The sequence below is a fragment of the Rubinisphaera margarita genome (genome assembly GCF_022267515.1).
Classification (GTDB): domain Bacteria; phylum Planctomycetota; class Planctomycetia; order Planctomycetales; family Planctomycetaceae; genus Rubinisphaera; species Rubinisphaera margarita.
In genome coordinates, this window is record NZ_JAKFGB010000005.1 from 187,003 (window position 1) to 210,024 (window position 23,022).

Below are 23,022 nucleotides of genomic sequence, written 5' to 3' on the forward strand. Positions count from 1 at the left end.
TTTCATGCCTCGCCAGTTCTGATGATCTGTGCAGGTATTGTGCGCAGTGGGAATGATGACCGAGTTCTTCAACAATGCCGGGCGCGTCGTTGCGTTTCGTCTTCCGAAACTGAATAATCGTTGCTTCGCCCGGCTCCCTGAAATCTCGACGGAAGCCAGCCGGTGCCACCTCCGACCCGTCTTACGGTCTCCCTCCCGGTCACGTCCAAGTCCGCGAATCGCTCCGATTCACGACCGGAAGTCGAACGCGGTGTCGTCGGTGAACATAGTCTACACGCTGTCGAATCGGTAACGAGGTTGTTACATGTCGATCAAGTTTCGCTGCCCTGCCTGCAGTCATGGGATCAAAGCTCCTGACTCGGCTGCCGGAAAGGGTGTTCGTTGTCCTCAGTGCGGAGAAAAGGCCCGAGTGCCCGGTGGCAGCTCCGCCAAACCCGCCAGGAAGAAGCGAAGCCGGGAGAAAGAGCCGTCCAGTCAGGACAGCAACGCGTTTCTCGAGAATCTGGATCTGGATCGCATCGTCGACAGCGAGGTCAATCTCTGTCAGAAATGTGCCACGGAAATTCCGCCCGGTGAGACCGCCTGTCCGAATTGCGGCTTCGATCCTATCGAGCTGACAACGGCCGGTCGTCGCCGTAAGAAGATGGCGGCTAAAGGGATCGATCCGGCGACGTTCTATCAGACGATCTGGAAAGACTCCTTCAAGTTCGCCCTCGCTCATATTGGCCAGGCGTTCAAGACCGGAGCGCTTCTGAGCTTTTTCTTTGTCATAGCTTCCATCTGCATCTACTTCCAGACCTGGGTGGCAACCGGGCCCCCCTACGCATTCTGGACGCTGTTGTCGTCGGTTTCGGTTCTGATTCCGCTCGGCTGGTTACTCCATCAGCATCTCGAGATCATTCGACTCACGCTGGAGAAGAAGGACAAGATAAAGAAGATCCGCTTCGACTTTGCCCTTTGCGGCATGCTCGGGCTGAAGTTACTGGCCTGGCTGCTCGTCTACGGTTTGCCATTCTGGATCATCTTCGGCGGACTCGGCATTCTGATCGACTCAAATGGGAACTCGATCGGCGGACCGTTGGGCGCCGGCCTGGCTCTCTTCTCGATCCTGTTGTTCACGCCCCAGGCGATGTCGCACCTGACGATGCCGGTTGAAATGCCGGGTTGGGTGTTTCCCAAGGTCGCCAAGACCCTGCGAATTACCTTCCTGCCCGGCGTGGTCTGGGCGGTCCTGTTTCTGCTGGTCATGATTCCGCCGATTGCCTCCTTCTACGGCGGCTATGCGATTGCCGGCAGTGACTTCGATCAGCTCGTGTCGACCCATCAGAGAAATGCCCGAATTCACCATGCGGTTGTTCAGATCGCTCTCGCCGAAGATACAGGACGCGATGAGAAGAAGCAGGCGGCTCAGGAACAGTACGGCGACCTGGCGGCCGAAGAACCGGCCGACGAGAATCTCAGTGCGGCGGTCCCTCCGCTGGGGATGGGGATCCTCGGCTGCTTCCTGCTGGGATTCGCGAGCTTGGTGAGCGCCCGTGGTAACGGTCTGTTCACGAGTAATCTGCGCAAGGGGCTCGATCTGATCTCTTCGAAGAAGGAGCTCGTTTACCAGCGGAAGGAAGAGGACGACAAGATCCGCACCCGCAAGACGACGCTAGTCGCTCCACCGATTCAACGTGGACTCGCCTGCGCCATCGACATTCTGTTGCTCTGCATTCTCAACGGATCGGTGCTCGGGATGGTGTATTACGTCGCGACGTCGTTCGACATGACCTTTGATTCAGTCTGGCAACGAATGACCGCCATCGCCATTGCCAGTATTGGTCCCACGATCGCCATCGCTCTGTACTTCATTCGCAACGAAAGCGGCTATGAACAGACGTCTCCCGGAAAAGGGGCGATGAAGATGTTCGTCGCGGCGGACGAGCGATGCCAGCCAATCACCGCCGGCCAGGCGACGATCCGCTTTCTCCTGTTCTGGTTCGTGAGCTGCATTGCCACGCTGATGTTCGGCAATCTGATTGCCCTGGCGCGAAAGGACCGAATGACCCTGCACGATTTGCTGTCCGGGACTCAGGTCCGCATGGACAAACCGGTGCCGAAAGAAGAGAAGACGAAGGCCTGAACAGTGCGTCCGACCGGACGTCAGCGTATCAGCGAGTTGTCGCCGGAAAGGCGGCAACTGATGCGGACGAAACCGGCACAGGCCCAATCAAGGGCTTTAGGCTCCGGTCTTCGCTGACTGGAATGAGTCAGTAAAAACTGCAAAGAAACTGGTCATATTGCAGGAATCGGGGATTTTCCCTAAAGATGTCGCCTGCCGTTATTGGAGACCGCCCCTTTCTCCTGGCGATCTCTGCGGCGATGTCTCGTCTTTCCTCCAGTCTCTGCTTCTGCCCGTCAGGCAGGTATGGCCAAATCAGCTCCCAAAGTGGCATCGGAAAAATCCGCGCCCACCCCGGCGACAGGGTTGGCAGCGATCGGTTTCGTACCGATGCTGGCACTGGCGGTCATCACCGGAATCGTCGTTCCTGTGATGGCGTGGATGGCGTTGAAAGAGCCGGAACTGACCCCCTTTGAAAAGACCGTTCAGGCTCTCGAATACCTGCGGGAGGGGCGTACCAAAACGGCCTATCTGGAAGCGATCCAGATGCTTGATGACGGGCTGAACGATCCCGAGGTCGGCGGAGCTCTCGAATTCATTGTCGGCGTCGCCCTCTTTCGCAAAGCCGAACGGGTCACTCAAGAGGCCGCTCCCGGTTATCTGGGCATTACGGAGCCCATCTATCGGCTGTCGATGCGTTATCTGGAGCGTGCGCAGCAAAAATCGATCATGAACGAGTTGGTCTCGGAATGGCGATACACGATTGGCGCCTGCTACTACAAGCTTGGGCACGTGTACGAAGCTCGTGAGATTCTCGAAGCCGCCTACGAAATGGCGGAGGAAAACCGCACCGATATTGCGTTGATGCTCGCTCAGGTCTATCTCGATCCCAACGTGCTCAAATCGTCGCTGGTTCATCCGACGAGCCGGAACGAACAGCAGGAGAAGCGACGGGAAATCATCCAGAATCTCCAGCGGGAATGCCTGCAGGAGGGCGCTCTCAGCGAACGGAACGAAGAACAATTCCTGGCGCTGTACTGTGTCGCCGAACTGCAGCGACAGGACGGGCAAGTCGATGAAGCCGAACAGACTCTGAATCAACTCGAAGAGCTCATGCAGTCGATCGAGCTGACTGAGGAACGGGCCGGCGAACACTCGGACGCTCTCACGATCCTCAAGGCTCGGCTCTTTCTGGACCAGGAGCAGACCGAAGAAGCCCGGGAACTGCTGGAGAAAATTGTCAGCCTAAAGACTGGTCTCGAACAGAAAGCGGTCCTGCAGGGGCACTATCTTCTTGGTCGTTCGTATGCGATTGATCAACGGTATGATCTGGCCCTCGCACATTTCGAGAAGCCGGCTTCCGTCAAGGACTCAGAGGTTTTCTTTCCGGCCAACCTTTACGCCGGCGATATCGCTCGTAAACGCGGCCTGCATGAGGAGTCGCTGGCGTTTCTGATTCGTGGTTTGAATGGCGTCGATTCCACGGAGGTCTTCGCCAATCGGTGGATGGATCTCGACGAAGCACGCGATCTCGTGCAGACGGCCTGGGACGAGTGGGGCAACTCTTCAAGTTACGAGCAGTTCCGTTTCTCGCTCGAACTGGCCAGGCACATGATTCCGCTGTTCACGCAGTCTCATGCCAATCAGCTGATGGCGCTGGTCAGCCGGAAACGAGCCGAGTTGGTCCAGTCCCAGTACGACGCTGTTGCCCACGAGGAAGATCTCGAAAAGCTTCGAGACGTTCGCGATCACTGGAAGCGGGCCGGCCATGCCTACGCCCGGCTGGCCAACAGTTCCCGCGCATCGAGCAACTACGGTCAGATTCTCTGGGAAGCGAGCCAGCACTATCGCCGCGGCAACGACTTCAACAACGCATTGCAAATGTTGGAGATGTATATCGCCTCCAATCCTCGCAGCGGCCTCACCGCGGCCTATATTTTCAAGGCACGTCTTCTGCTCGATCTGGAAGAGTACGACGAGAGTCCCCGCGTTGAGGAAGCGATCGCGACTCTGGAGCAGGCACTCCGAGATTTTCCGAAAGATCAGTTGATCTACGATGCCCAGTTCCTGCTTGGCCGAGCCTACCTGGAGCAGGGGAAGACCGATCGAGCCGCCGAAGTCTGGCGGGCTCTGATCCTGGAAAGCCCTTTGACTCCCGAAGCTCGAGAATGGCAGCAGGCGTTGTTCGCTCTCGGTCGAATGTTGTTTCATGTCACGGAAACACGCCCAGGTTATCTGCTGACCGTGGCCCAGCCGGAACAGCCTGGTGAGCTGGCGGGAAAGGACGAACGCTACGGGCAGGTCGACGAAGCCATCCACTGGCTCGACGAATTCGTGCGGCGAATTCCCGATCACCCCGATGTCCACGAAGCTCGCTGGCTGCTTGCCAAAGGGCTCCGGTTCCGTGCTCGTCGAGCCGAAAACCGCATCCGAACAGCCGAAACCGAGAACACCCGCGTTGAGCTGGAAAAAGAGATCCGGGAATACCTGCAGCGGGCGACCGCCCAGTACAAGGTCCTGGCCGATGAACTGGCGCGGATCGATCAGCGGAACGAATTGACCTCCGCCTCGCGGCAGTTCCTGCGAGATGCCTACTTCGAACCTGCCCACATTCAATTCGACCTGGGAGGATACGATCCTTCCGGCGACTCTTTTCGGCAGGCCATTGATCTTTATAGCAACGCAGCTTTCTACTTCACCGGAAAACCGGTCGTTCTGGTGGCTTATTATCGAATCGCCGAATGCTACCGGCAGCTCGGTGCCTACGCGGAAGCTCGGCGTCAGCTGGAACAGGCCCGCGTCATTCTGAATCAGATTCCCGAACCGTTCCCCGCCACATCGACGAACTTCAGCAAGCAGGAATGGCAACGGCTGCTGGAGCAGTCGGTCAAACTCTACGACCTCACCCTCAACGCCAGTGCGGCTCCCTGAGTCGAGTTTCCGTTTCGAATCGCACTGGACGCCACGTCTTCATACTGAATTTGGATGTTTCCATGACGGCTTCAGCCCTACTGTCAGCCGAGCAAATGTGTCAGCTGATCCAGCGTCGGTTTGAATACAGCCGACTTCTGCTCGAAATCTCAGTCGAACAGGAGTCTCTGATTCAACAGGGACAATACGCCGAGTTAATTGAGATTCTGCTGAAGAAGCAGACGCTGCTCGACGCGTTGCGGACCTGCAGCGATTGTGATCCGCCATTGCCCAGGCAGTGGCATTCCCTGCGGAATCAGTTGCCTTCTGAGGAACGAAGCCGCTGCGAAAGCCTGCTGGAGCAGACAGAGAACGCGCTGGCGAGTCTGATGGACCGCGAGCAGGTTTGTACCGATACGCTGCAGAGACAGAAAGACGACACCCAGACTCAACTGCAGTTGGTCTCAGGAGGGATCGCTGTTCAGAACGCCTATCAGGACGACGATGGGAACAGTCAGTTTGATCGCAACTTCTAGTCACCGAATCCTTTCCCTTCACACGAATCCCCAGCCGGCATTCCACTCATGATCGATCCCTTCCTGCAGCAAACGACGGTTCCACTTCTGGAACGCGTAGCCGCGTTCGGACAGCAGCGTCATGCGGTCCTCGCCGGGAACATCGCCAATATCGATACTCCAGACTATCAACCGCAGGATCTGCCGGTTCAGGACTTCGAACGCGCGCTGCGGCAAGCCGTCGAAGCCCGACGGCAACAGGATGGTTCTCAGCCCTTATTGCCGCCGTCTCTGGGAGTATCTCCCGCAAATGGTAGCCTCTCCCATCTGGTGTGGCAGCAGCCGACATCCGGGATTCAGGGAGCGCCTGCCGTCGGAGACACGCAGCGGCGAACCGAGGACTTCTTCCCGGCCAGCCTCTCAAAAGCCGAACCGGTCCGCCGCAATCTGACATTCCACGACGGAGCCAGTCGCAGCATTGAACAGGAATCGATGGAAATGGTGAAGAACGCCTCGATGCAAAGCTTCGCCATCGAAGTGATGCGGAACCAGCTCAATATCCTCGAAAGCGTAATCAGCGAACGCGTGGTCTAAGACCCCGAGAACTGATACGGAGAATCCGACATGTTTAAGACAATCGATATCATCACCAGTGGCCTGGTTGCCCAGCGGCAGCGGTTGAACACCATTGCGGAGAACGTGGCCAATGTGAACACCACTCGCGATGCCGAAGGAAACGTCGCCCCCTTTCAGCGTCGGTTCGTCGCCTTCTCGGCCGAGAAGACCGAAGGCAAAGCCGCGGGGGTGGAGTTTGACGTTCTGCAGGCCGCAAACGCCGAACCTCGAAGGGTTTACGAGCCTGGTCACCCGGATGCCGACCAGAACGGCTACGTCGACTACCCGAATATCAATCTTGTCACCGAGTTCGTAAATGCGTTAGAAGCATCCCGCGCCTACGAAGCGAACATCGCGTCGTTCAACACCACGCAGAAAATTGGTGATATGACGCTGCGAATTCTCGCCTGAGCCACCTCCCTTCCAGCCTGCGGAACTCAATCCCGATGGTTCCATCAATCAATCCAAATTCTGTCACGTCGCATCCTCTGGTGCAGAGCAATCCCGCCCTGCAACCGACCGAATCGGGGATGCCTGTTGACTTCCAGAAGATGCTCTTCGACAGCATCCAGCAGACCAGCGACATGGCCAACACGGCGGAAGCCAACGTGGAAGCCCGTCTGCTCGGCGAAGACATCACCTCGGCGGAAGTCTTTACGAGCATGCGCAAGGCCGACCTGGCCATGAAAATGATGATGCAGGTTCGCAATAAGCTGGTCAGCGCGTTTCAGGAAGTCCAGCAGATGCGAATGTAGTGTTCGCTGTTTCCCCTCCACTTCTCCCTCCCCTGATCGATCCCATCCATGGAAATCCTGAAACAGACGTTCGGCCAGTTCCGGACGCTATTCATGTCGATGCCGACCAGTCAGCAGATGATGCTGGTTGGAGTGACCGCAGCGGTGCTGGGCGGCTTCGGCTATCTGATGTGGTCCGGTTCGGGTGACGGCAGTTATTCGCCTGTGTCGGTCGGCAAAACGTTTACGGTCGCTGAACTGATTCGCGCAGAGGAAACATTACTGCAGCAGGGGAAGACGGACTTCAAAAGACGAGGCCAGCGACTGCTCGTGCCTGCCGACAAGGTCGAAGAGTACAACGCCATTCTACTCGCCTCGGGAACGCTTCCCCAGAACTGGGCCGAAGAGTGGGAGCAGCAGTACACCGACATCGGACCGTTCGCCAATAACAAGCAGATGGACACCCGCAAGGAAATCGCCCGCGCCAAACTGGCCAGTCAGATGCTGGCGGCGTTGCCCGACGTCGACTATGCCAATGTCGTATGGGATCAGGAAGACAAGGCCCGCTGGCCCGCTCAGCCGAGGACCACGGCGACGGTCTCCGTTCGGCCCAAACCGGGACGCGAGATTCCCTCGTCGCTCGTGCATGCGATTCGCGTTTCAATTTCGGGCATGAAAGCCAACCTGAAACCTGAAGATGTCACCGTGCTCGATCTGGGGCGAGGCATCGCACATCAACAGTCGCTCGACAACGATCCGTATAACGATCGCGTTCTGCAGCGGATTCAGCAGCTCAAGGACATGTACCGCAGAGATATCATGACGGCGATCGACTACATCGATTCCGTTCGGGTCGCGGTGAATGTTGACATCGATAACATCAAGACCTCGGTCAGCCGCGAACAGCTGATGCAGAGCCAGGGCTCGACACTTTACAGCGAGAACGTGTCGGTCAAAGACAACAGCAATCAATTTGCCACTCAGCGGGAGCCAGGCCAGAACGCCAATGGCCCCATGAATCTCGCGGCTCAGCAAACGCCTCGGCAAACTCAGGATTCCTCAACGACGCGGGAATCGATTCTCAGCGCCCCGTCCTACAAGGTCGTTGAACAGGCACTTATCGGGGCTCTGCCGGAGAACGTGCGGGTCTCCGTGGTGATTCCCGAGTCGTATTTTCGGGTCGTGGCGATGCAGTCGGGAGAACTGACCGCGGAAGCGACCGACGAAGAAATCCGGGCCGCCGCGAAGAAGTACGAACCCGATGTCGTTGACGCGGTCAAGGCACGGGTTGCGAAGATCATCCCGATCCCCCAGGGCGGCAACATCGATGATTTCATCGACGTCGGCTCGTACGTCCCCACCCCGGTCGAAGAGCACGTTGTGACAGTGCCCTGGACGGATACCTTTACGTACATGATCACGCAATGGGGCAGCGCCGTTGCTCTGGGTGTGTTCGCGTTGTGGGCGTTCTGGATGTTGAACAAGACCGTTCGCAGTCAGCAGCCGGTCAATATTCCGGAAGACGATGAGCCCGTCGCGGCCATTCGAACCGGCGACGACGAATCTGATGACGAAGAACTGAATCCAAAGAATGATACGAAACGCATCGATCACCTGCAGTCGCTTGTGCGGAAGAACCCCGACATGACCGCGGCGATCATCAGCAACTGGATTCAGGAAGCCAAGTAACCCTGTCCTTCACTTGAGAGATTCATCTTTCCCGGTAAGTCCACCATGGATTCGATTCGCAAATCTGCCATTCTGCTGCTTTCGCTGGAGAAGCCACTCGCCAAGGAGGTGATTGCGCAAATGCCTCGCGAGATTGTGGAGAAAGTGACGCTGCAGATCGCGAAACTGAAGAACGTAACCCGGGAAGAACAGGAGAAGGTTCTCGACGAATACTACTCGGCTGTCCGGGAACGCACGCCGATGGAGCAGGGCGGCATGGCGACCGTCGATGAACTTCTGAAAGACTCGATGGGCGAGATTGGCGGCGCTATCCTGGAAAACGTTCGGCAGTCGATGAACTCGGTCCCATTCGGCTTTCTGCATAAGGTCGGAGCCGACAACCTGCTCACCTTCATCGTGGAAGAACATCCGCAGACGATCGCTCTGATTATGTCGCACCTCCCGCCTTCGCAGGCTGCGGAAGTGCTGAGCGGTCTGCCGGCTAACAAGCAGCTCGACGTGATCCGCCGCATCGCCAATATGGAACAGACGAGTCCGGAAGTGATCGAGGACGTGGAAAAGAGCCTCGAAGTCCGCATGCTCAGCACGATCAACCAGCAGTTAGAGAAAGCGGGTGGCGTGCCGATCGTGGCTGAGATTCTCAACCTCACCGATCGCATGACGAACCGCGGCATTCTCGAAAATCTCGAAGAAGAGGACAACGATCTGGCCGACGAGATTCGTCGCCTGATGTTCGTTTTCGACGACCTGCTCAAGCTGGACAACAAGGCGATTCAATCGCTGCTCAAAGAAGTCGACAACAGCCAGTGGGCTCTGGCTCTCAAAGGCGCGTCGGAAGAGATTCGCGAGAAGATTCTTTCCAACCTGTCGCAACGAGCCTCCGACATGCTGCGGGAAGAAATGGAGTTCCTGGGAGCCGTTCGCGTCAGCGATGTCGAAGCGATGCAGTCTCAGATCGTCGACGCGGTCCGTCGTCTCGAGGATTCCGGCGAGATCGTCGTCTCCAGTGGCAACGCCAGCGAGCAGTTCATTTCCTGACCGGATAGAAGGGTGTGCCGATGACAACTTCGCCCCGGGTCATGAAATCCGCTGCGGTGGCCGATGCAATGGCCGTTGGTCAGTTTAACTATGAAGACCTGCGCGGTCGCTGCGAGAACTATCTCGACTCGGTCCGTCAGCAGGCTCAACAACTGTTGACCGATGCCCAGGACAACGCCGAGAAGATCAAACAGGCCGCCATTAAAGAAGGGCGGGAAGTGGGACTGAAGCAGGGGCTGCTCGAAGCCGAGAAGTCGATCCAGACTCGCGTCAAACAGGAAGCCGCCGCCGCTGTCGATGCGAAACTGAAAACCGTGCTTCCCAGCCTGAAACAGGCCGTTGCGGAAGTTCATCAGATTCGCGATCAGGCTGAATCCTACTGGCATGATCAGGCGATCGATCTTGTGATGGCGATGACCGGGAAGCTGGTTCATCGAATGCTCGAACGTGATCCGGGAATCGGCGTCGAACGCCTGCAGGAAGTTCTCAAGCTTGTTGTCGGTCAGTCCGAACTGCAGATCGAGGTCGCCGAGTCCGACCTGGCGGCTCTGCAGGAGGAACTTGAACAGGTGACCAAACGCGTCAGCCAGACCGGCGTGAAGCTCATCGGACAGGCCGAACTCAAACCCGGCGATTATCGGGTGCTGATGAAATACGGCGAGATCGATGCTCGGGTCGATGTTCAGCTGCAGCGAATTATCGAGGAACTGGTCGGCGAGTAACCCATCATGACAGAGACAGCCAACAACATGTGGACGGAGAAGCTCGAGGGCGTTCTTCCGTACAAGCTGACCGGCCGGATTTCCCGGATTGCCGGAATGGCGGCTCATGTTCGCGGACTGGCTGCCCCGTTGGGGTCGTTGTGCCGAATTGTCAGTCCGAATCGCGGCCCGGTTGAAGCCGAAGTGGTCGGCGTGAACGACGATGAGATCATTATCCAGCCCTACGCCGACCTGATTGGTGTGAAGGGAGGCGATCCTGTCGAACTGCGGCAAACTCGGCAGTCTTTGCGAGTTGGTCAGCAACTGCTCGGGCGGGTCGTCAACGCGCGTGGACGATTCATCGATGGGGGACCTCCTGTGGTTCTTCCGCACACCGTGCCCATTCTGGCCGATCCGGTGTCGCCGTTGCATCGCCCACGAATTGACGATGTGCTCGAGACCGGCGTTAAAGCGATCGATGGCATGCTCACCTGTGGCCAGGGGCAACGTCTGGGGATCTTCGCCGGAAGCGGTGTCGGGAAAAGTACACTGCTCGGGCAGCTGGCCAAGTATGCTCGGGCCGACGTCAATGTGGTCGTTCTCGTGGGTGAGCGAGGTCGCGAAGTTCGTGAGTTTCTGGAACGCGATCTCGGACCGGAAGGGGTTGCCCGGAGTGTCTTGATCGTGGCTACGAGCGAAGAGTCGGCTCTTCTACGACGTCAATGTGCTTACACCGGAACGGCGGTCGCCGAGTACTTCCGCGATCTCAATCTCAATGTGCTCCTGATGATGGACAGCGTGACTCGCTTTGCGCTGGCTCAGCGGGAAATCGGACTCGCAGCTGGTGAGCCGCCCGCGACTCGAGGATTTCCACCCAGCGTGTTTGCTCAACTTCCGCGCCTGCTCGAACGCAGCGGACGAACGGAGCGGGGGAGCATCACGGGGCTCTACACCGTTCTCGTGGAAGGGGACGATACCAACGAGCCAATCTCCGATACAGTCCGCGGAATTCTCGATGGCCACATCGTGCTGTCTCGAGAACTGGCGCATCAATCTCACTGGCCGGCCATCGATGTGCTGGGGAGCGTGAGCCGATTGATGAATGAGCTGGCCAGTCCGGAACATCTCACGGCTGCCCAGAATCTGAAGCGAATGCTCGCGGCTTATCGGCAGTCCGAGGACATGATCAACATCGGTGCCTATCAGGCCGGTTCGAATCCGAAAATTGACCGGGCCATTGCCTTGAAGCCGCACGTCGATCGCGTGTTACAGCAGGCTTCGACCGAGCACGTGCCGATGACGGAAACCATTCAGAAACTTCTCGCGATCGGCAGCCAGGTTGCTCCGGCACCTGCCGTCCCGCCAGGCAACGAACCTCAGCAGCCGACCTCGGCGACTGCCTGACCGAATAACAGATCGTCATTTGAACTATGTCTTTTCAGTTTCGACTTGAATCACTCCTGAAATACCGTCGCCATCAACTTGACCAGTGTCGGCAACTCATGGCCGATGTGTTGCGAGATCAGGAAACATGTACCGCGTCGCTTCAGGATCTCGACGACGATCGAACCGAAACGCTGGAACAGATGCGGACGGCCAGTCTGAGCGGTTCCATCAATGTCCGAAAGCTGGCCTCAATTCGATATGACGTCGCTCAGATTGATGAGCATAAACTGCGGCTACGGGCGGATCACAGCCGTTACGAGAAGCAACTCGAACTCTGTCGTCAGGCCGTCCAACAGGCAGATGCGGCGGTCAAGTCGCTGGAACGCCTGAGAGATAAACAACTTCAACAGCACGATCACAAGGAAGCCCGCAAAACCGAAATCAGCCTGCAGGATGCCTGGGCGTCCGTGAATCTGCGGGCAACCTAGGCTCCCAGGCATTTCTGTTTATTCGGAGACCCTTCGGGAAGGATCACGGACAATCGACGACGGGTCCGTTAAACATTTGCGGGACATCGTCACTCACTCTCTCTCACTCCTTTTTGTAGTCCTTGGTGGACCATGATACGTATTCTTGGCGCAGTGATCGGAATCTTCTCCACGGCGACCCTTCTCACCGTGGCGCTGGTCTTCGTGTATTCGTGGGGCCAGGGACACATGAGCCGTGAGGCTGTGCTGGAGATCGCCGCCATCGTGAAAGGAGAACCGCGGCCGAGCGACCTGCAGAAGGAGGAAGAGGTCGAGATGGAGATGACCTCTTACGATGAGATCGTCCGCAAGCGGACCGAGAAGATCCTCAGCATTGCCGCCCGGGAGAGTGAACTGGCCGTGCTCAAGAAGGCGATCGATGATCAAACGAACCTCGTGATGACCGAACGGCAGAAACTTGAACAAATCAAGAAGACATTCAAGGATGAACTGGAAAAAGAACGGACGGCCCTTGCGGATGAAGCCGTGGCTCAGGCTCGAGCGATCCTGCTGAAGATGGATCCGGAGTCGGGGGTTGAGAAACTCCTGGCGCTTAATACCGATGATGCCGTTCTTTTGCTCAAGGGGATGCCGGAAAAGGACGCCGCCCGGATTCTTGATCAGTTTCGCGAAAGAATTGCCGGGAAAGATCCGATGGAACGCGTCCAAAAAGCCGAAGAAATATACAAGGCAATCTATCGGGGCGAACCACTCATTGACCCAGCCGATCGTGCTCAGCAGGCGTTGATGGATCAACCCGGCGGCGAGATCGAGTCGCGTTGACGGGAGTCAGTGACCGCTGCGGTCGATTGCCCGGTGTCTGAACCGCTTTCAGACATCTTCGGATCGAACCGTTCAGCGAGGCACACGGATGTTGCCCCCACAAGAGAGTCTGCTCAGTTTGAGCACGGTCCTTGCGCGACCTCAAAAAACACAGCTCCCGGATCCTTCGGTCCCTCGGGAGCAGAAGGTCAGTACGCCCGATCGACCATCCTTTGAGGACCAGCTGCGGAATCGCCGATCGACGAAAGTCGACCCGGAACCGAGCTCGCGCGCCGAGCGACCGATACCGGCTGCTGACGATTCGACCAGACGATCAGCCGCTTTGCCCGAGAAATCCCGTCCGGTGGCTCACGCGACTCCGAAACCTGTCGAGAACAGGACGCCACCGAAGTCTCCCGAAGTTAACAACGTTTCGACAGTTGAGCACGAGTCAAATCTCGAAGCGACTTCAGCTCCGATCGGAACGGAACCGAGCACCCCTCCCGTAGAGGCTGCTCTACCGGAATCGAAGCCGCAAGCCGTTCAAGCGGAATCCGATAGTCAGACCGCGACGCCGGTGCCATTGACCTTCCTGCACGCAACTGCGAATCGCTACGCCGAGAAACCGGAGAAGTACGCTCGAACAAACGCGAATACAGAACTGGTCGGGGAACCGCACGAAGTGATCGCCCCGGCGATGTTTCTCCAGGCGATGGCACCGAAATCGAACTCCAGGATCGAAGTGACTCCGGGAGACGGCGAGTCGGAACCAGTCGATACTCAGAATCAGGTCGATGAAGAGACTTTGCTCGCGCTGAGCGTTACGCCAGCAGCCGCACCCATTGAAGATGAAGTCGAGTCGACGTTCGATGACGAAACTTTCGAGTCAGCTCCAGAACAGCTGCCTGAAGGGGACAATGTTGAAGTCAACTCGGTCGCACAGTCAGTAAGCACGATCGAGCGGGCGACCACTGCGAATTCCGCTGCAGGTGCAGTCGACTCCGCGGATGAGCCTGCTGAGGATGAAGTCAACGACGAGCCGTCAGGACAACCGGTCCTGAAGCAGAGTTCCACGGCGAGCGAACAGGAAACAGAGACAAACCTCGCGGAAACCCGTTCGGAAGATCTGGTCGAATCGCCGGTCGTTTCCCGACAGGAATCCGCACAACAGGGCGCTCAGCCGCTGAAGTCCGTCCAGGAGACCACTTCGCCGGAACTGACGGAACCGGAAGCCGATTCCGAACCGGTGAATGAGTCGGGTGAAGCGGTCGAACAACGGACATTCGGACCCCAGACAACCATTTTCGGAAGCAGTGCTCAATCGACCGTACCGCAGCCGAATCAGCCGGTGACGCCATCCAGTGAGTCCCCGTCGACTCCGGTGACTTCCGTCACTCCCACGGCGGTTGACGCGGTGACGACCGAAGCCAGAGACCAGGTGAAGGTTCAGGATGCAACAGCCGGACCACGCGATTCCGCTGCGAATGCCGTTAGCGTTGAGAATCGCACGTCTGTTTCGGCGAGCACAAAGACAGAATCGCCTCGACCAGTCCTGGAGACGACACGAAGTGATGTTCCTCAGAAGTTGGCCGGCTTCCTGCAACAGGCTGCCGAGCAAGGCAAGCCAATGCGGATTCGGCTCAATCCTCCTGAACTTGGGACGCTTCAGATCGAGATCGGTCGCCACCAGGGACAGCTCACGGCTCGGCTGGAAGTCGAGACCGCAGCCGCTCGTTCTGTGATCTTCGAACAGTTGAGCGTACTGCGGGAATCTCTGCAGCAGCAGGGTCTGAAGCTCGATCAGATTCACGTCGAAGTGAACGAGAGTCTGAGTCAGGGATCGGACAGCGGAGTCGATGGAGATTCCGGCAACGGGCAGTTTTCCGAAGACGAAGACCGTCCGCGGGACTTCGGCTACACCTCGGGAGAGCCGGCGGAAGAAGAAACAACGTCTCGACCTTCGATCGTGCGGACCACGGCCGGCGTGACGGAAATTGACGTCGAAGTTTAACCGACGCCCCTCAATAGATAGAAGGCAGGATGCCATGGCTGTTATCGATACAGTGACCAGCCCAACCGGCGAGAAGATCAATATCGTCGATCAGCAGAGTGCGGGTTTCAACGCGCTTGATGCCGAAGCATTTCTCAAGATGCTCATCGTGCAGCTGCAAAATCAGGACCCGACCGAGCCGGTGAGCAACGAAGCTCTGCTGAGCCAGTTGTCGGAAATGCGCAGTCTGCAGGGAGGCATCGAACTTCAGGAAACGCTGAAGACGGTGACCGACACCCAGGCGGCGGCTGCGAAAACATCGTTTGCGTCATCGGCAGCGGCACTCATCGGACGTTTCATCAAGGCTGATATCGAAGTGACTTCGATTGATCCGGTGACCAACGAGGAAACGAAAAGCTCGCAGGCGGTTAGCGGAGAAGTCGAGAGGGCGATCCTGAAAGACGGCAAAGCATATGTTGTCGTCGGTGGAAAGGAAGTGCCGATCGACAAGATCACCACCGTCTCAAACGAGGCGTTTGAAGAGTAGCGAATAACGAACAGAGAGACGCCACATCCGGTGTTAATCTGGGAGAAAAGTACGGATCCTGACGGCGGATGCCGATACAGGATAGGGATGCGTCTGCGATTCCGGCCTGGAGCTTCACTCCGCCGGAAACGCCAGGACGCACGTATCGACAGCGAGCGCTCTCGGGGGAGAGTCGTTCGTCAGGGACGAGTTACTGTCGGGGGAAAAAATGGGACTTACATCCGCGTTGACCACATCGCTGAACGGTCTGGCTCTGAACGAACAGACCATCGACGTTCTGGGAAACAATATTGCCAATGCCGGAACGAACGGGTTCAAAGCCTCGTCCGTGCTCTTTCAGACCCAGCTGTCCCGTACACTTTCAGTCGGCTCGCGTCCATCGGCTGACAACGGCGGTACGAACCCGAAACAGATCGGTCTGGGAGCCACCTCAGCCGCCATCTTCAAGGACTTCTCGCAGGGTTCGATTACGAACTCGACCAGTCCTTCCGATCTTGCCATTCAGGGAGACGGCTTCTTCATCGTGAACGGTCCCGACGGGAACGTCTACTCGCGAGCCGGTAACTTCAACTTGAGTAGTGAAGATACGCTGGTCACTCCCTCCGGATTGCGGGTTCAGGGATACGGCGTGGACGAAGACTTCAATCTCGTGACCACTCAGCTGGCCGATATCGAAATTCCCCTGGGCGATCTGACTGTCGCTCAGCAGACGCGAAATCTGTCGATCAGCGGTGCAGTCCTGTCGACTGGCGAACTTTCCACAATGGGGGCCACGCTGAATTCGCAGGACGCGTTCGTGAATACGGCCGGTGGAACTGTCGGCGGCGGGGACACCGCGAGTGGCGCGACTCTGCTGACTTCGCTGTACAAAGAGGGCGACGCGACTCCACTGTTCAGTCTCGATGATGAGATTACGTTCACGCCTCGCAAGGGGGGGCGAATTCTGGAGTCGCAAACGCTGGCTGTTACATCGACCACCACGCTGTCGGACCTGCTGACGATGATGGACCATACGCTCGGTATCCAGAGCGGTGGTACGGTCCCTCAGGAAGGGGGCCAGAATCCGGGAATCACAATCGACGCCAACGGGCTGATTCAGGTGATTGGCAACCGCGGCTCCGTCAACGATGTCTCCATCACGCTGGGCGATCTGCAGGTCACCAATGGATCGGCCTCGTCGACCGTTGATCTGGCCTTCACGAAAAACCAGTTCGCGGACGGCGAAAGCGCCATCACCGACTTCATCGTGTTCGATTCGCTGGGGCAGGAAGTCAACGTGAAGATGACAACCTATCTCGAATCCCGCGATTCAACATCATCCACGTTCCGCTACTTCCTGGAAAGTGTCGACGACAGCGATTCTGACATCGTATTGGGCAATGGAACGTTCGTTTTCGACGGCGAAGGGATCGTAACGTCCGGCGGGGTTCAGCAGTTCGCGATCGACCGAAATAACACGGCGGCCATCAGTCCGATGCAGATCAATATCGACCTGCGGAGTCTGACAGGGATCTCGACCAAGTCAGCCGGAAGCGCGATTACGCTGCAGGCTCAGGACGGTTCGAGCCCGGGTTCGCTGTCGAGTTTCGTGATCGATGAAACCGGCGTGATCAACGGGATCTTCGACAACGGGATTATCCGCACGCTCGGTCAGGTGGTCCTGGCTCGATTCTCGAACCCGCAGGGTCTGCTCGATAACGGCGATACCACCTTCCTCGAAGGGGTCAGCTCGGGCACACCGTTCCTCGTCACACCGGGGAACTTCGGTGCGGGAACGATTCGAGCCGGTTCGATTGAACTGTCGAATACCGACATCGGGCGAAACCTGGTCGATCTGATCGTCGCTTCGACGAACTATCGAGGAAACGCGCGAGTGATCGATTCGGTGCAGCGACTCGTCGATGAACTTCTGCTCCTGGGCCGATAAGCGAACCCGGTAATTCGTGACTGAAGGAACAGGTCATGATCAAACTGACGCGGCTTAACGGCGAGCAATTCGTGTTGAACGCGGAACTGATCCGGTACATCGAGAGTCGTCCGGATACTTACATCACGCTGACAACCGATGATCGCCTGATCGTGAAAGAAACGGTCGACGAGGTCGTGAAGCGGAGTGTTGACTATTCCCGGTCCGTGCGTCGCATTCCGGGATTGTGATCGGGCGACGTTCGCGGCACAGAGAACTGAAGATCAGCTTAGGTTCCACGCAGAAACTGAGATATGGATAAGGCAACAGTTGGAGGTTTGGTCCTGGCCGTAGGCCTGCTGGCGCTGGCAGTTTTGCTGGCACCGGGAGGCTCGTTCCTCGCATTCTGGGACGCGGCTTCAGCAGCCGTGGTTATCGGAGGGGCGATCGCCGCCACCTGCATCGCGTTTCCATTCGGGGCGCTGTTTCTCACCCCCGGCGTGGTGAAGAAGGTAATGAGCCCCAAGATGCAGGATCTGCGTCCTGTCATTCGCCAGCTGGTCGAATTCTCGGAGATTGCCCGCCGGGACGGAATTCTCGCCCTGGAAGGCAAGACCGAAGAGATTGAGGACCCCTTCATTCTGCTCGGGATTCAGATGGCCGTGGATGGCACTGATGCCGAACTCATGGAAGCGGTGCTGCGAACGGAGATGGAAGCGGTGGCTGCCCGGCACAAGACGGGGAAGTCGTTGATGGAAACCATGGGACGCTATGCTCCGGCATTCGGGATGATCGGAACCCTGATGGGACTGATCATCATGCTCGGAAACATGGATGATCCGGCTGCGATCGGCCCGGGTATGGCCGTGGCTCTGATTACCACACTCTATGGAGCCATGGTCTCGAACATCGTCTGCCTGCCGTTTGCCGACAAACTGGGTTACTACAGTAAACGCGAGCTGGAGGTTCGCGAGGTGATCGTCCGGGGCATTCTCTCCATTCAGGAGGGAGACAACCCCCGCGTGCTCGAGCAGAAGCTCAACACCTTCCTGCCGGTCAACCAGCGTAAGTCCGACGAAGAGGAAGCCGCCTGATTCAGTGAGTCAGCTCGCTGACGGACTTCCCTAGGGGAACGACCGTCCGGACGAAGAAAGGGACCAAGATGTCAGTCATTCAGGATGATCCACCACCGGGAGTTCCCGAGTGGGTCGTCACCTATGGCGACATGATGTCTCTGTTGCTTACGTTCTTCATCATGCTGGTTTCGCTCAGCGAGATGAAGCAGGAGGGGGAGATCCGGGCAATGCTCGATTCTCTGCAGGAACGATTCGGATCCAGTCCGATGGCCGTCAGTGGCGTCCCGGGACCCTCGTTGCAGGAAAACAGCCCCTATAGCAGCTTCAAATCGAAGGGAAGTCGTTCCGAAGACGGAACCAAGCACAAGAGCCAGGATGACGACGGGCACGTCGGTGCGCACAAAACCGTCGACCGGATCAACCATGGAACCATGGTGACGATGGGGGGGCCGACCGGCTTTGAGCCGCAGGGAGCCGGACTGACCGACCAGATTCGCGAGAACCTCGATATTCTGGCGGAAATTATCCGTGACAAACCGAACCTGATCAGCGTCCGCGGCCATGCTTCGCCCGAGCCGCTGCCGGCGGACAGTCCCTTCAAGAATCAGTTTCATCTGTCGTTCAAACGGGCTCAGGCGGTCGCCGACTATCTGATCCACGAGAAGCAAATTGAGAAAGAACGCATTATCGTCAGCGCTTCTGGCGATACCGAACCGCGGAAGCTTACCCGCGATGAGAGTCAGCAATCCGTCAATCATCGGGTTGACGTGTTTTTGATTGACACCTATATAACGCCATAACGCGATGTGCGCAGGCCTTTGAACCTGCAGTCGCGGAGTTTACGCAGGCTGGGCTGTTTATGGCCCACTGCGATTGGGCGTTCGAAGACAATTGCGCCCGCTTCGCCTCTTTTCGCGTCTCTCCGAATCAAGTGGTCTTCTTGTGTCATCAGGGAGGATGAGACATGGCGACGGATGCTGCCGAACCGAACGCACCGCCTGCAGCTGAAGAGGCTGTCGCGGAAAAACCGGCAGGGACCGGCTTCTGGCTGAAACTCGCAGCGGTCGGCGGACTGCTGATGATTGTGATGATCCTTGAGTTTCTGATGCTGTACTTCTTCTTTGGGAAGTCAGACCCGACTCAGATCGATCCCAACGACCCTGCGATTCTCGACGCCGAAACACTCGACGACACCGAGACGGCTGAAATCGACATCTCTCCCGCGTTCAACTGCACAAACAGTCTGTCGCATCAGGGGCAGGCGATTCATATCTCGTTCAATCTGCACGTCGAAGTGCCTTCTCATTTGAGCGACCGGTTCACCGAGGCCAAGAAAAATCACAAAAACAGGATCCGGCAGTCGGTGATCACAATCATCCGCAGCGCCGCGATCGAGGAACTGAATGATCCGAACCTGAGCATGATCAAACGCCAGATTCGTGAAGAGATCAACAAGATCCTCAACCAGAGTTACGTGACCTCGGTCATCATTACTGACTATCGCAAGATGGAACAGTAGGACCCGCACGCAGGTAATTCCTTCAGGAACGGGAGCACGTTGTGGCTGAGAATGAAGACGACTTGCTCGATCCGAGCGAGATCGAAGCGCTGCTCAAGGCAGCCGGCGGCGGAGACCCCGAAACACCTGCCAAGGATAAGAAATCGGGCGGCGGTTCCGGTGCCATCCTCGATCCTTCCGACATCGACGCACTGCTCGCTGAGGAAGATTCGAGCTCCGGGCAGGGCAGTCATCGGACGGAAGATCTGCTCAACGAGGCCGAAGCCAATCTGGCCGCTGCCATTGCATCCGACTTTGGTCAGGGCTCGAAAAAGCGGGGTGACACATCGGGCGCAACGCCTTTCTCGCTGAATAATCTGCATCCGATTCCGGGAGCAGAGGAACGCGGCGAGCTCAATCTGCTGCAGGATGTCGAACTCGATTTGCGAATCGAGCTGGGACGAGCCGAGTTGCAGATTGAAGAAGTCGTCTCACTGAAGGCCGGCAGCGTGGTGCCGTTGGACAAACTGGCCGGGGATCCGGTTGATATTCTGGTCAACGGACGGCTGGTCGCACGGGGCGAAGTCCTCGTGCTGAACGATAATTTCTGCGTCCGCGTTGCCGAGATTCTCGCACCGCAGCGCTAAGTGTGGAATGAAGACGATCCGTCTGAGAGTTCGGGGGAACTCGCAGACTGCAGCGAGGATTGCTGCACAGGGATGGGGACTCGCGACGCGACCGAGATCATCGGCCGTTGCAGGGAAAGGGGCAGGGATGCACTCGAGCAAATCCGGAATGCGTGCTGCGCGTCGCTGTCTGTTGGTCTGTGCTCTTTTGGGTTGTGCTTCGGCAGAGGCCCAGGAGCGGTTCACTCCTGCTGCGGGAACGATCTGGTCCGATTCTCCACTCTCCTGGGAAAGCAACGCGGTTCAACCGGTCGAACCGGAAGCGCCCGCCCGCCAGACCCCCCGAAGCGTTCCCGCGCAATCGAGGCCTGAGATTCTCCTCCCGGAGATCGGTCAAAGCGAACCCGAGTCAGTCACTGCTCAGCGAGTGCCCGAGACCGCTGCTCAACCGATGCCGCCCCAAAGTGATGCGGCGTCTCCAGCCGATGCGCAAGGCGAATCACTTCCGCTGCGAAAACCGACCGGTCGGTTTGCAGAACGGACTGAAGAAGCCGGCGAGAAGCGGGCAACAACCGATAATCTGGTTTTACCCGTGATCGCCCTGGGCGGAGTTCTCGGCTTGATCTTCCTGCTCTCACGGTTTGCCAGAAAGAAAATGCCCTTCGCCGCCCAGCGACTTTCGAACGAAGTATGTGAAGTGCTCGGCCGCCGCCCGATTGATACCCGCCACAGCATCGTCTTCCTGAGAACGGGGCAGAGAATTCTCATTCTCGGCTCCTCGATCGATGGGCTGAACACGCTGGCGGAGATCACTGATCCGGTGGAAGTCGATCAAATCAATGGTCAATGCCGGACAGCCGCCGAGGCCCCGGATATGGGAACATCGTTCCGCATGCTGCTGGCTCGGGGAACCCGTGAATCGGCGGCCGTGAATCTCGATGAACGGCATCGGGAACGCCAGCGGGAGCGTCGCCGCCGGTCCCCTCAGGCCTCGTCGACAGAACGGGAGAACCGTTCCACCGGTATTTCTTCAGAGGACATTGCCGAGCTGGAACGCACCCTCTCTGCCGCCCGGGAGGGACAACGATGAAACCGCGCCCCTTACCGGACTGGCTGCTCAAACGAAAGATGACTCTTTCGCGGTTGGTCGTCATCGGATTGATGATCGTGATTGGAACCAACGCCTGGGGGCAACCCGGTTCGGTCGCCAATCAGTCGATCGGAACGGGAACCGTGACGCCGCAGCTCCCCGTCTCCGAGACCGCGACCGTGAAGGCTCCGGTTGGAGATACGGAATCGGTTTTTCCGGCCGGCTTCGATCCCGACAAAATGATCTCGCCGCAGGGGCTGACGCCGACGCTCAAACTGATGATCATGATGACGCTGCTCAGCCTGGCGCCGTCGATTTTGATCATGACAACCTGCTTCATTCGCATCGTGATCGTTCTGGGTCTGTTGCGGCAGGCGCTCGGAACACAGCAGTTACCGCCGAACCAGGTTCTTCTTTCACTAGGCCTGTTTCTGACCGTGATGGTGATGTGGCCGGTCTGGAAGCAGTCTTATGAAGAAGGGATTCGACCGTATTCGGAATCGGTTTATGAGACGACGGCGGACCAGCAGGCCGGGCTTCAGGAAGCGACCGAACGGGCTCTTAAGCCGATCCGGGCCTTCATGAGCGATCAGATCTATCGGACCGGTAACGAGAATGCGGTCTGGATGTTCATCGACTTCCAGCGTCCCGCTCCCGATTCCCCGGAAGCATCGACCTGGAAGGCGCCCGAGAGTTTTGATGAGATTCACACCACGGTACTGATCCCGGCGTTCATGCTGAGCGAACTGAAGACTGCATTCATCATCGGGTTTCAGATCTATCTGCCGTTCATCATTATCGATATGGTGGTCGCCTCGATTCTCATCAGCATGGGCATGATGATGCTCCCGCCGGTGCTGATTTCCCTGCCGTTCAAACTCCTGTTGTTCATCCTGGTCGATGGCTGGTATCTGACGGTCGAAATGCTGCTCAGCAGCGTTCAACCCTACACCGGATAGCGACTTTCTTGCGAACGTGTGCCACTGGCTCCGCCGGTGCTTTTGATCTTCGATTCCCTGTTGAAACCCAGTCATGACGGTTGACTCCGCAGTTGAAATCACCCGACAGGCCATCGTGCTGTCGTTGCTCGTCGGCACGCCGATTATGGGCATCGCCATGATCGTCGGTCTGATTATCAGCCTGTTTCAGGCCGTGACCCAGTTGCAGGATCAAACGCTCAGCTTCGTGCCGAAGATCCTGGCCATGGTTGGCACTGTGATCGTCCTGATGCCCTGGATCTTCGGCATGATCGTCGAATACACCATTGAACTCTGGCACTCCATCCCCGGAAGTTTGTAGAGAGGCATC

At 57.6% G+C, this 23,022-nt stretch carries 23 protein-coding genes; all 23 read left to right on the forward strand.

All coding sequences use genetic code 11. The features are described 5' to 3' along the window. Positions 1–304: 304 nt before the first annotated feature. The 23 genes from L1A08_RS01685 (at position 305) to fliQ (ending at position 23,013) form a co-directional block, all read left to right on the forward strand. On the forward strand, positions 305–2,125 hold the full coding sequence (locus L1A08_RS01685; RefSeq protein ID WP_238753502.1) for an RDD family protein: 1,821 nt from the start codon (positions 305–307) through the stop codon (positions 2,123–2,125). 345 nt (positions 2,126–2,470) lie between these two features. Further along, positions 2,471–5,035: a tetratricopeptide repeat protein gene (locus tag L1A08_RS01690; protein WP_238753504.1), complete on the forward strand. Its 2,565-nt coding sequence runs from the start codon at positions 2,471–2,473 to the stop codon at positions 5,033–5,035. A 62-nt stretch (positions 5,036–5,097) separates the two neighbouring features. Next, positions 5,098–5,550, forward strand: coding sequence for a hypothetical protein (locus tag L1A08_RS01695; RefSeq protein ID WP_238753506.1), 453 nt, complete (start codon positions 5,098–5,100; stop codon positions 5,548–5,550). Positions 5,551–5,598: 48 nt separating this feature from the next. Continuing rightward, entirely contained in the window at positions 5,599–6,123 is a 525-nt protein-coding gene (locus L1A08_RS01700; RefSeq protein ID WP_238753508.1) for a flagellar basal body rod protein FlgB, read from the forward strand. A gap of 30 nt (positions 6,124–6,153) precedes the next feature. Further along, complete coding sequence (gene flgC, locus L1A08_RS01705) at positions 6,154–6,555, forward strand: flagellar basal body rod protein FlgC (RefSeq protein WP_238753510.1); 402 nt, start codon at positions 6,154–6,156, stop codon at positions 6,553–6,555. Between the two features lie 35 nt (positions 6,556–6,590). Further along, positions 6,591–6,899: a flagellar hook-basal body complex protein FliE gene (fliE, locus tag L1A08_RS01710; protein WP_238753512.1), complete on the forward strand. Its 309-nt coding sequence runs from the start codon at positions 6,591–6,593 to the stop codon at positions 6,897–6,899. A gap of 48 nt (positions 6,900–6,947) precedes the next feature. Continuing rightward, on the forward strand, positions 6,948–8,567 hold the full coding sequence (locus L1A08_RS01715; RefSeq protein WP_238753514.1) for a hypothetical protein: 1,620 nt from the start codon (positions 6,948–6,950) through the stop codon (positions 8,565–8,567). A 45-nt stretch (positions 8,568–8,612) separates the two neighbouring features. Continuing rightward, positions 8,613–9,605: a flagellar motor switch protein FliG gene (fliG, locus tag L1A08_RS01720; protein ID WP_238753516.1), complete on the forward strand. Its 993-nt coding sequence runs from the start codon at positions 8,613–8,615 to the stop codon at positions 9,603–9,605. Positions 9,606–9,625: 20 nt separating this feature from the next. Next, a complete protein-coding gene (locus L1A08_RS01725; protein WP_238753518.1) occupies positions 9,626–10,327 on the forward strand; it encodes a FliH/SctL family protein in 702 nt (233 codons plus the stop codon). A gap of 6 nt (positions 10,328–10,333) precedes the next feature. Next, on the forward strand, positions 10,334–11,710 hold the full coding sequence (locus L1A08_RS01730) for a FliI/YscN family ATPase (protein WP_238753520.1): 1,377 nt from the start codon (positions 10,334–10,336) through the stop codon (positions 11,708–11,710). A 26-nt stretch (positions 11,711–11,736) separates the two neighbouring features. Next, positions 11,737–12,180, forward strand: coding sequence for a flagellar FliJ family protein (locus L1A08_RS01735; RefSeq protein ID WP_238753522.1), 444 nt, complete (start codon positions 11,737–11,739; stop codon positions 12,178–12,180). 132 nt (positions 12,181–12,312) lie between these two features. Then, positions 12,313–13,002 (forward strand): hypothetical protein, encoded by a 690-nt coding sequence (locus L1A08_RS01740; protein WP_238753524.1) that lies wholly within the window; start codon positions 12,313–12,315, stop codon positions 13,000–13,002. 343 nt (positions 13,003–13,345) lie between these two features. Further along, positions 13,346–14,992, forward strand: a complete 1,647-nt coding sequence (locus L1A08_RS01745) for a flagellar hook-length control protein FliK (protein WP_238753526.1) — start codon at positions 13,346–13,348, stop codon at positions 14,990–14,992. 34 nt (positions 14,993–15,026) lie between these two features. Then, entirely contained in the window at positions 15,027–15,518 is a 492-nt protein-coding gene (locus tag L1A08_RS01750) for a flagellar hook assembly protein FlgD (protein WP_238753528.1), read from the forward strand. Between the two features lie 208 nt (positions 15,519–15,726). Further along, positions 15,727–17,445 carry a flagellar hook-basal body complex protein gene (locus L1A08_RS01755; protein ID WP_238753530.1) on the forward strand — a complete coding sequence of 573 codons (1,719 nt, stop codon included), beginning with the start codon at positions 15,727–15,729 and terminating at the stop codon, positions 17,443–17,445. A 35-nt stretch (positions 17,446–17,480) separates the two neighbouring features. After that, entirely contained in the window at positions 17,481–17,675 is a 195-nt protein-coding gene (locus L1A08_RS01760; RefSeq protein ID WP_238753532.1) for a flagellar FlbD family protein, read from the forward strand. Positions 17,676–17,738: 63 nt separating this feature from the next. Then, entirely contained in the window at positions 17,739–18,518 is a 780-nt protein-coding gene (locus L1A08_RS01765; protein WP_238753534.1) for a motility protein A, read from the forward strand. 68 nt (positions 18,519–18,586) lie between these two features. Continuing rightward, positions 18,587–19,300 (forward strand): OmpA/MotB family protein, encoded by a 714-nt coding sequence (locus L1A08_RS01770; RefSeq protein ID WP_238753536.1) that lies wholly within the window; start codon positions 18,587–18,589, stop codon positions 19,298–19,300. 164 nt (positions 19,301–19,464) lie between these two features. Then, the gene (locus tag L1A08_RS01775; RefSeq protein ID WP_238753538.1) at positions 19,465–20,019 is read left to right on the forward strand and encodes a flagellar basal body-associated FliL family protein; all 555 of its coding nucleotides are present in this window, start codon (positions 19,465–19,467) and stop codon (positions 20,017–20,019) included. A 41-nt stretch (positions 20,020–20,060) separates the two neighbouring features. Then, positions 20,061–20,645, forward strand: a complete 585-nt coding sequence (gene fliN / locus L1A08_RS01780) for a flagellar motor switch protein FliN (protein WP_238753540.1) — start codon at positions 20,061–20,063, stop codon at positions 20,643–20,645. A gap of 148 nt (positions 20,646–20,793) precedes the next feature. Beyond that, complete coding sequence (locus L1A08_RS01785) at positions 20,794–21,714, forward strand: FliO/MopB family protein (RefSeq protein WP_238753543.1); 921 nt, start codon at positions 20,794–20,796, stop codon at positions 21,712–21,714. Next, entirely contained in the window at positions 21,711–22,673 is a 963-nt protein-coding gene (fliP, locus tag L1A08_RS01790) for a flagellar type III secretion system pore protein FliP (protein WP_238753545.1), read from the forward strand. Before L1A08_RS01785 ends, fliP begins: the two co-directional genes overlap by 4 nt. A gap of 73 nt (positions 22,674–22,746) precedes the next feature. After that, positions 22,747–23,013 (forward strand): flagellar biosynthesis protein FliQ, encoded by a 267-nt coding sequence (gene fliQ / locus L1A08_RS01795; protein WP_238753547.1) that lies wholly within the window; start codon positions 22,747–22,749, stop codon positions 23,011–23,013. The last annotated feature ends 9 nt before the right edge of the window (positions 23,014–23,022 follow it).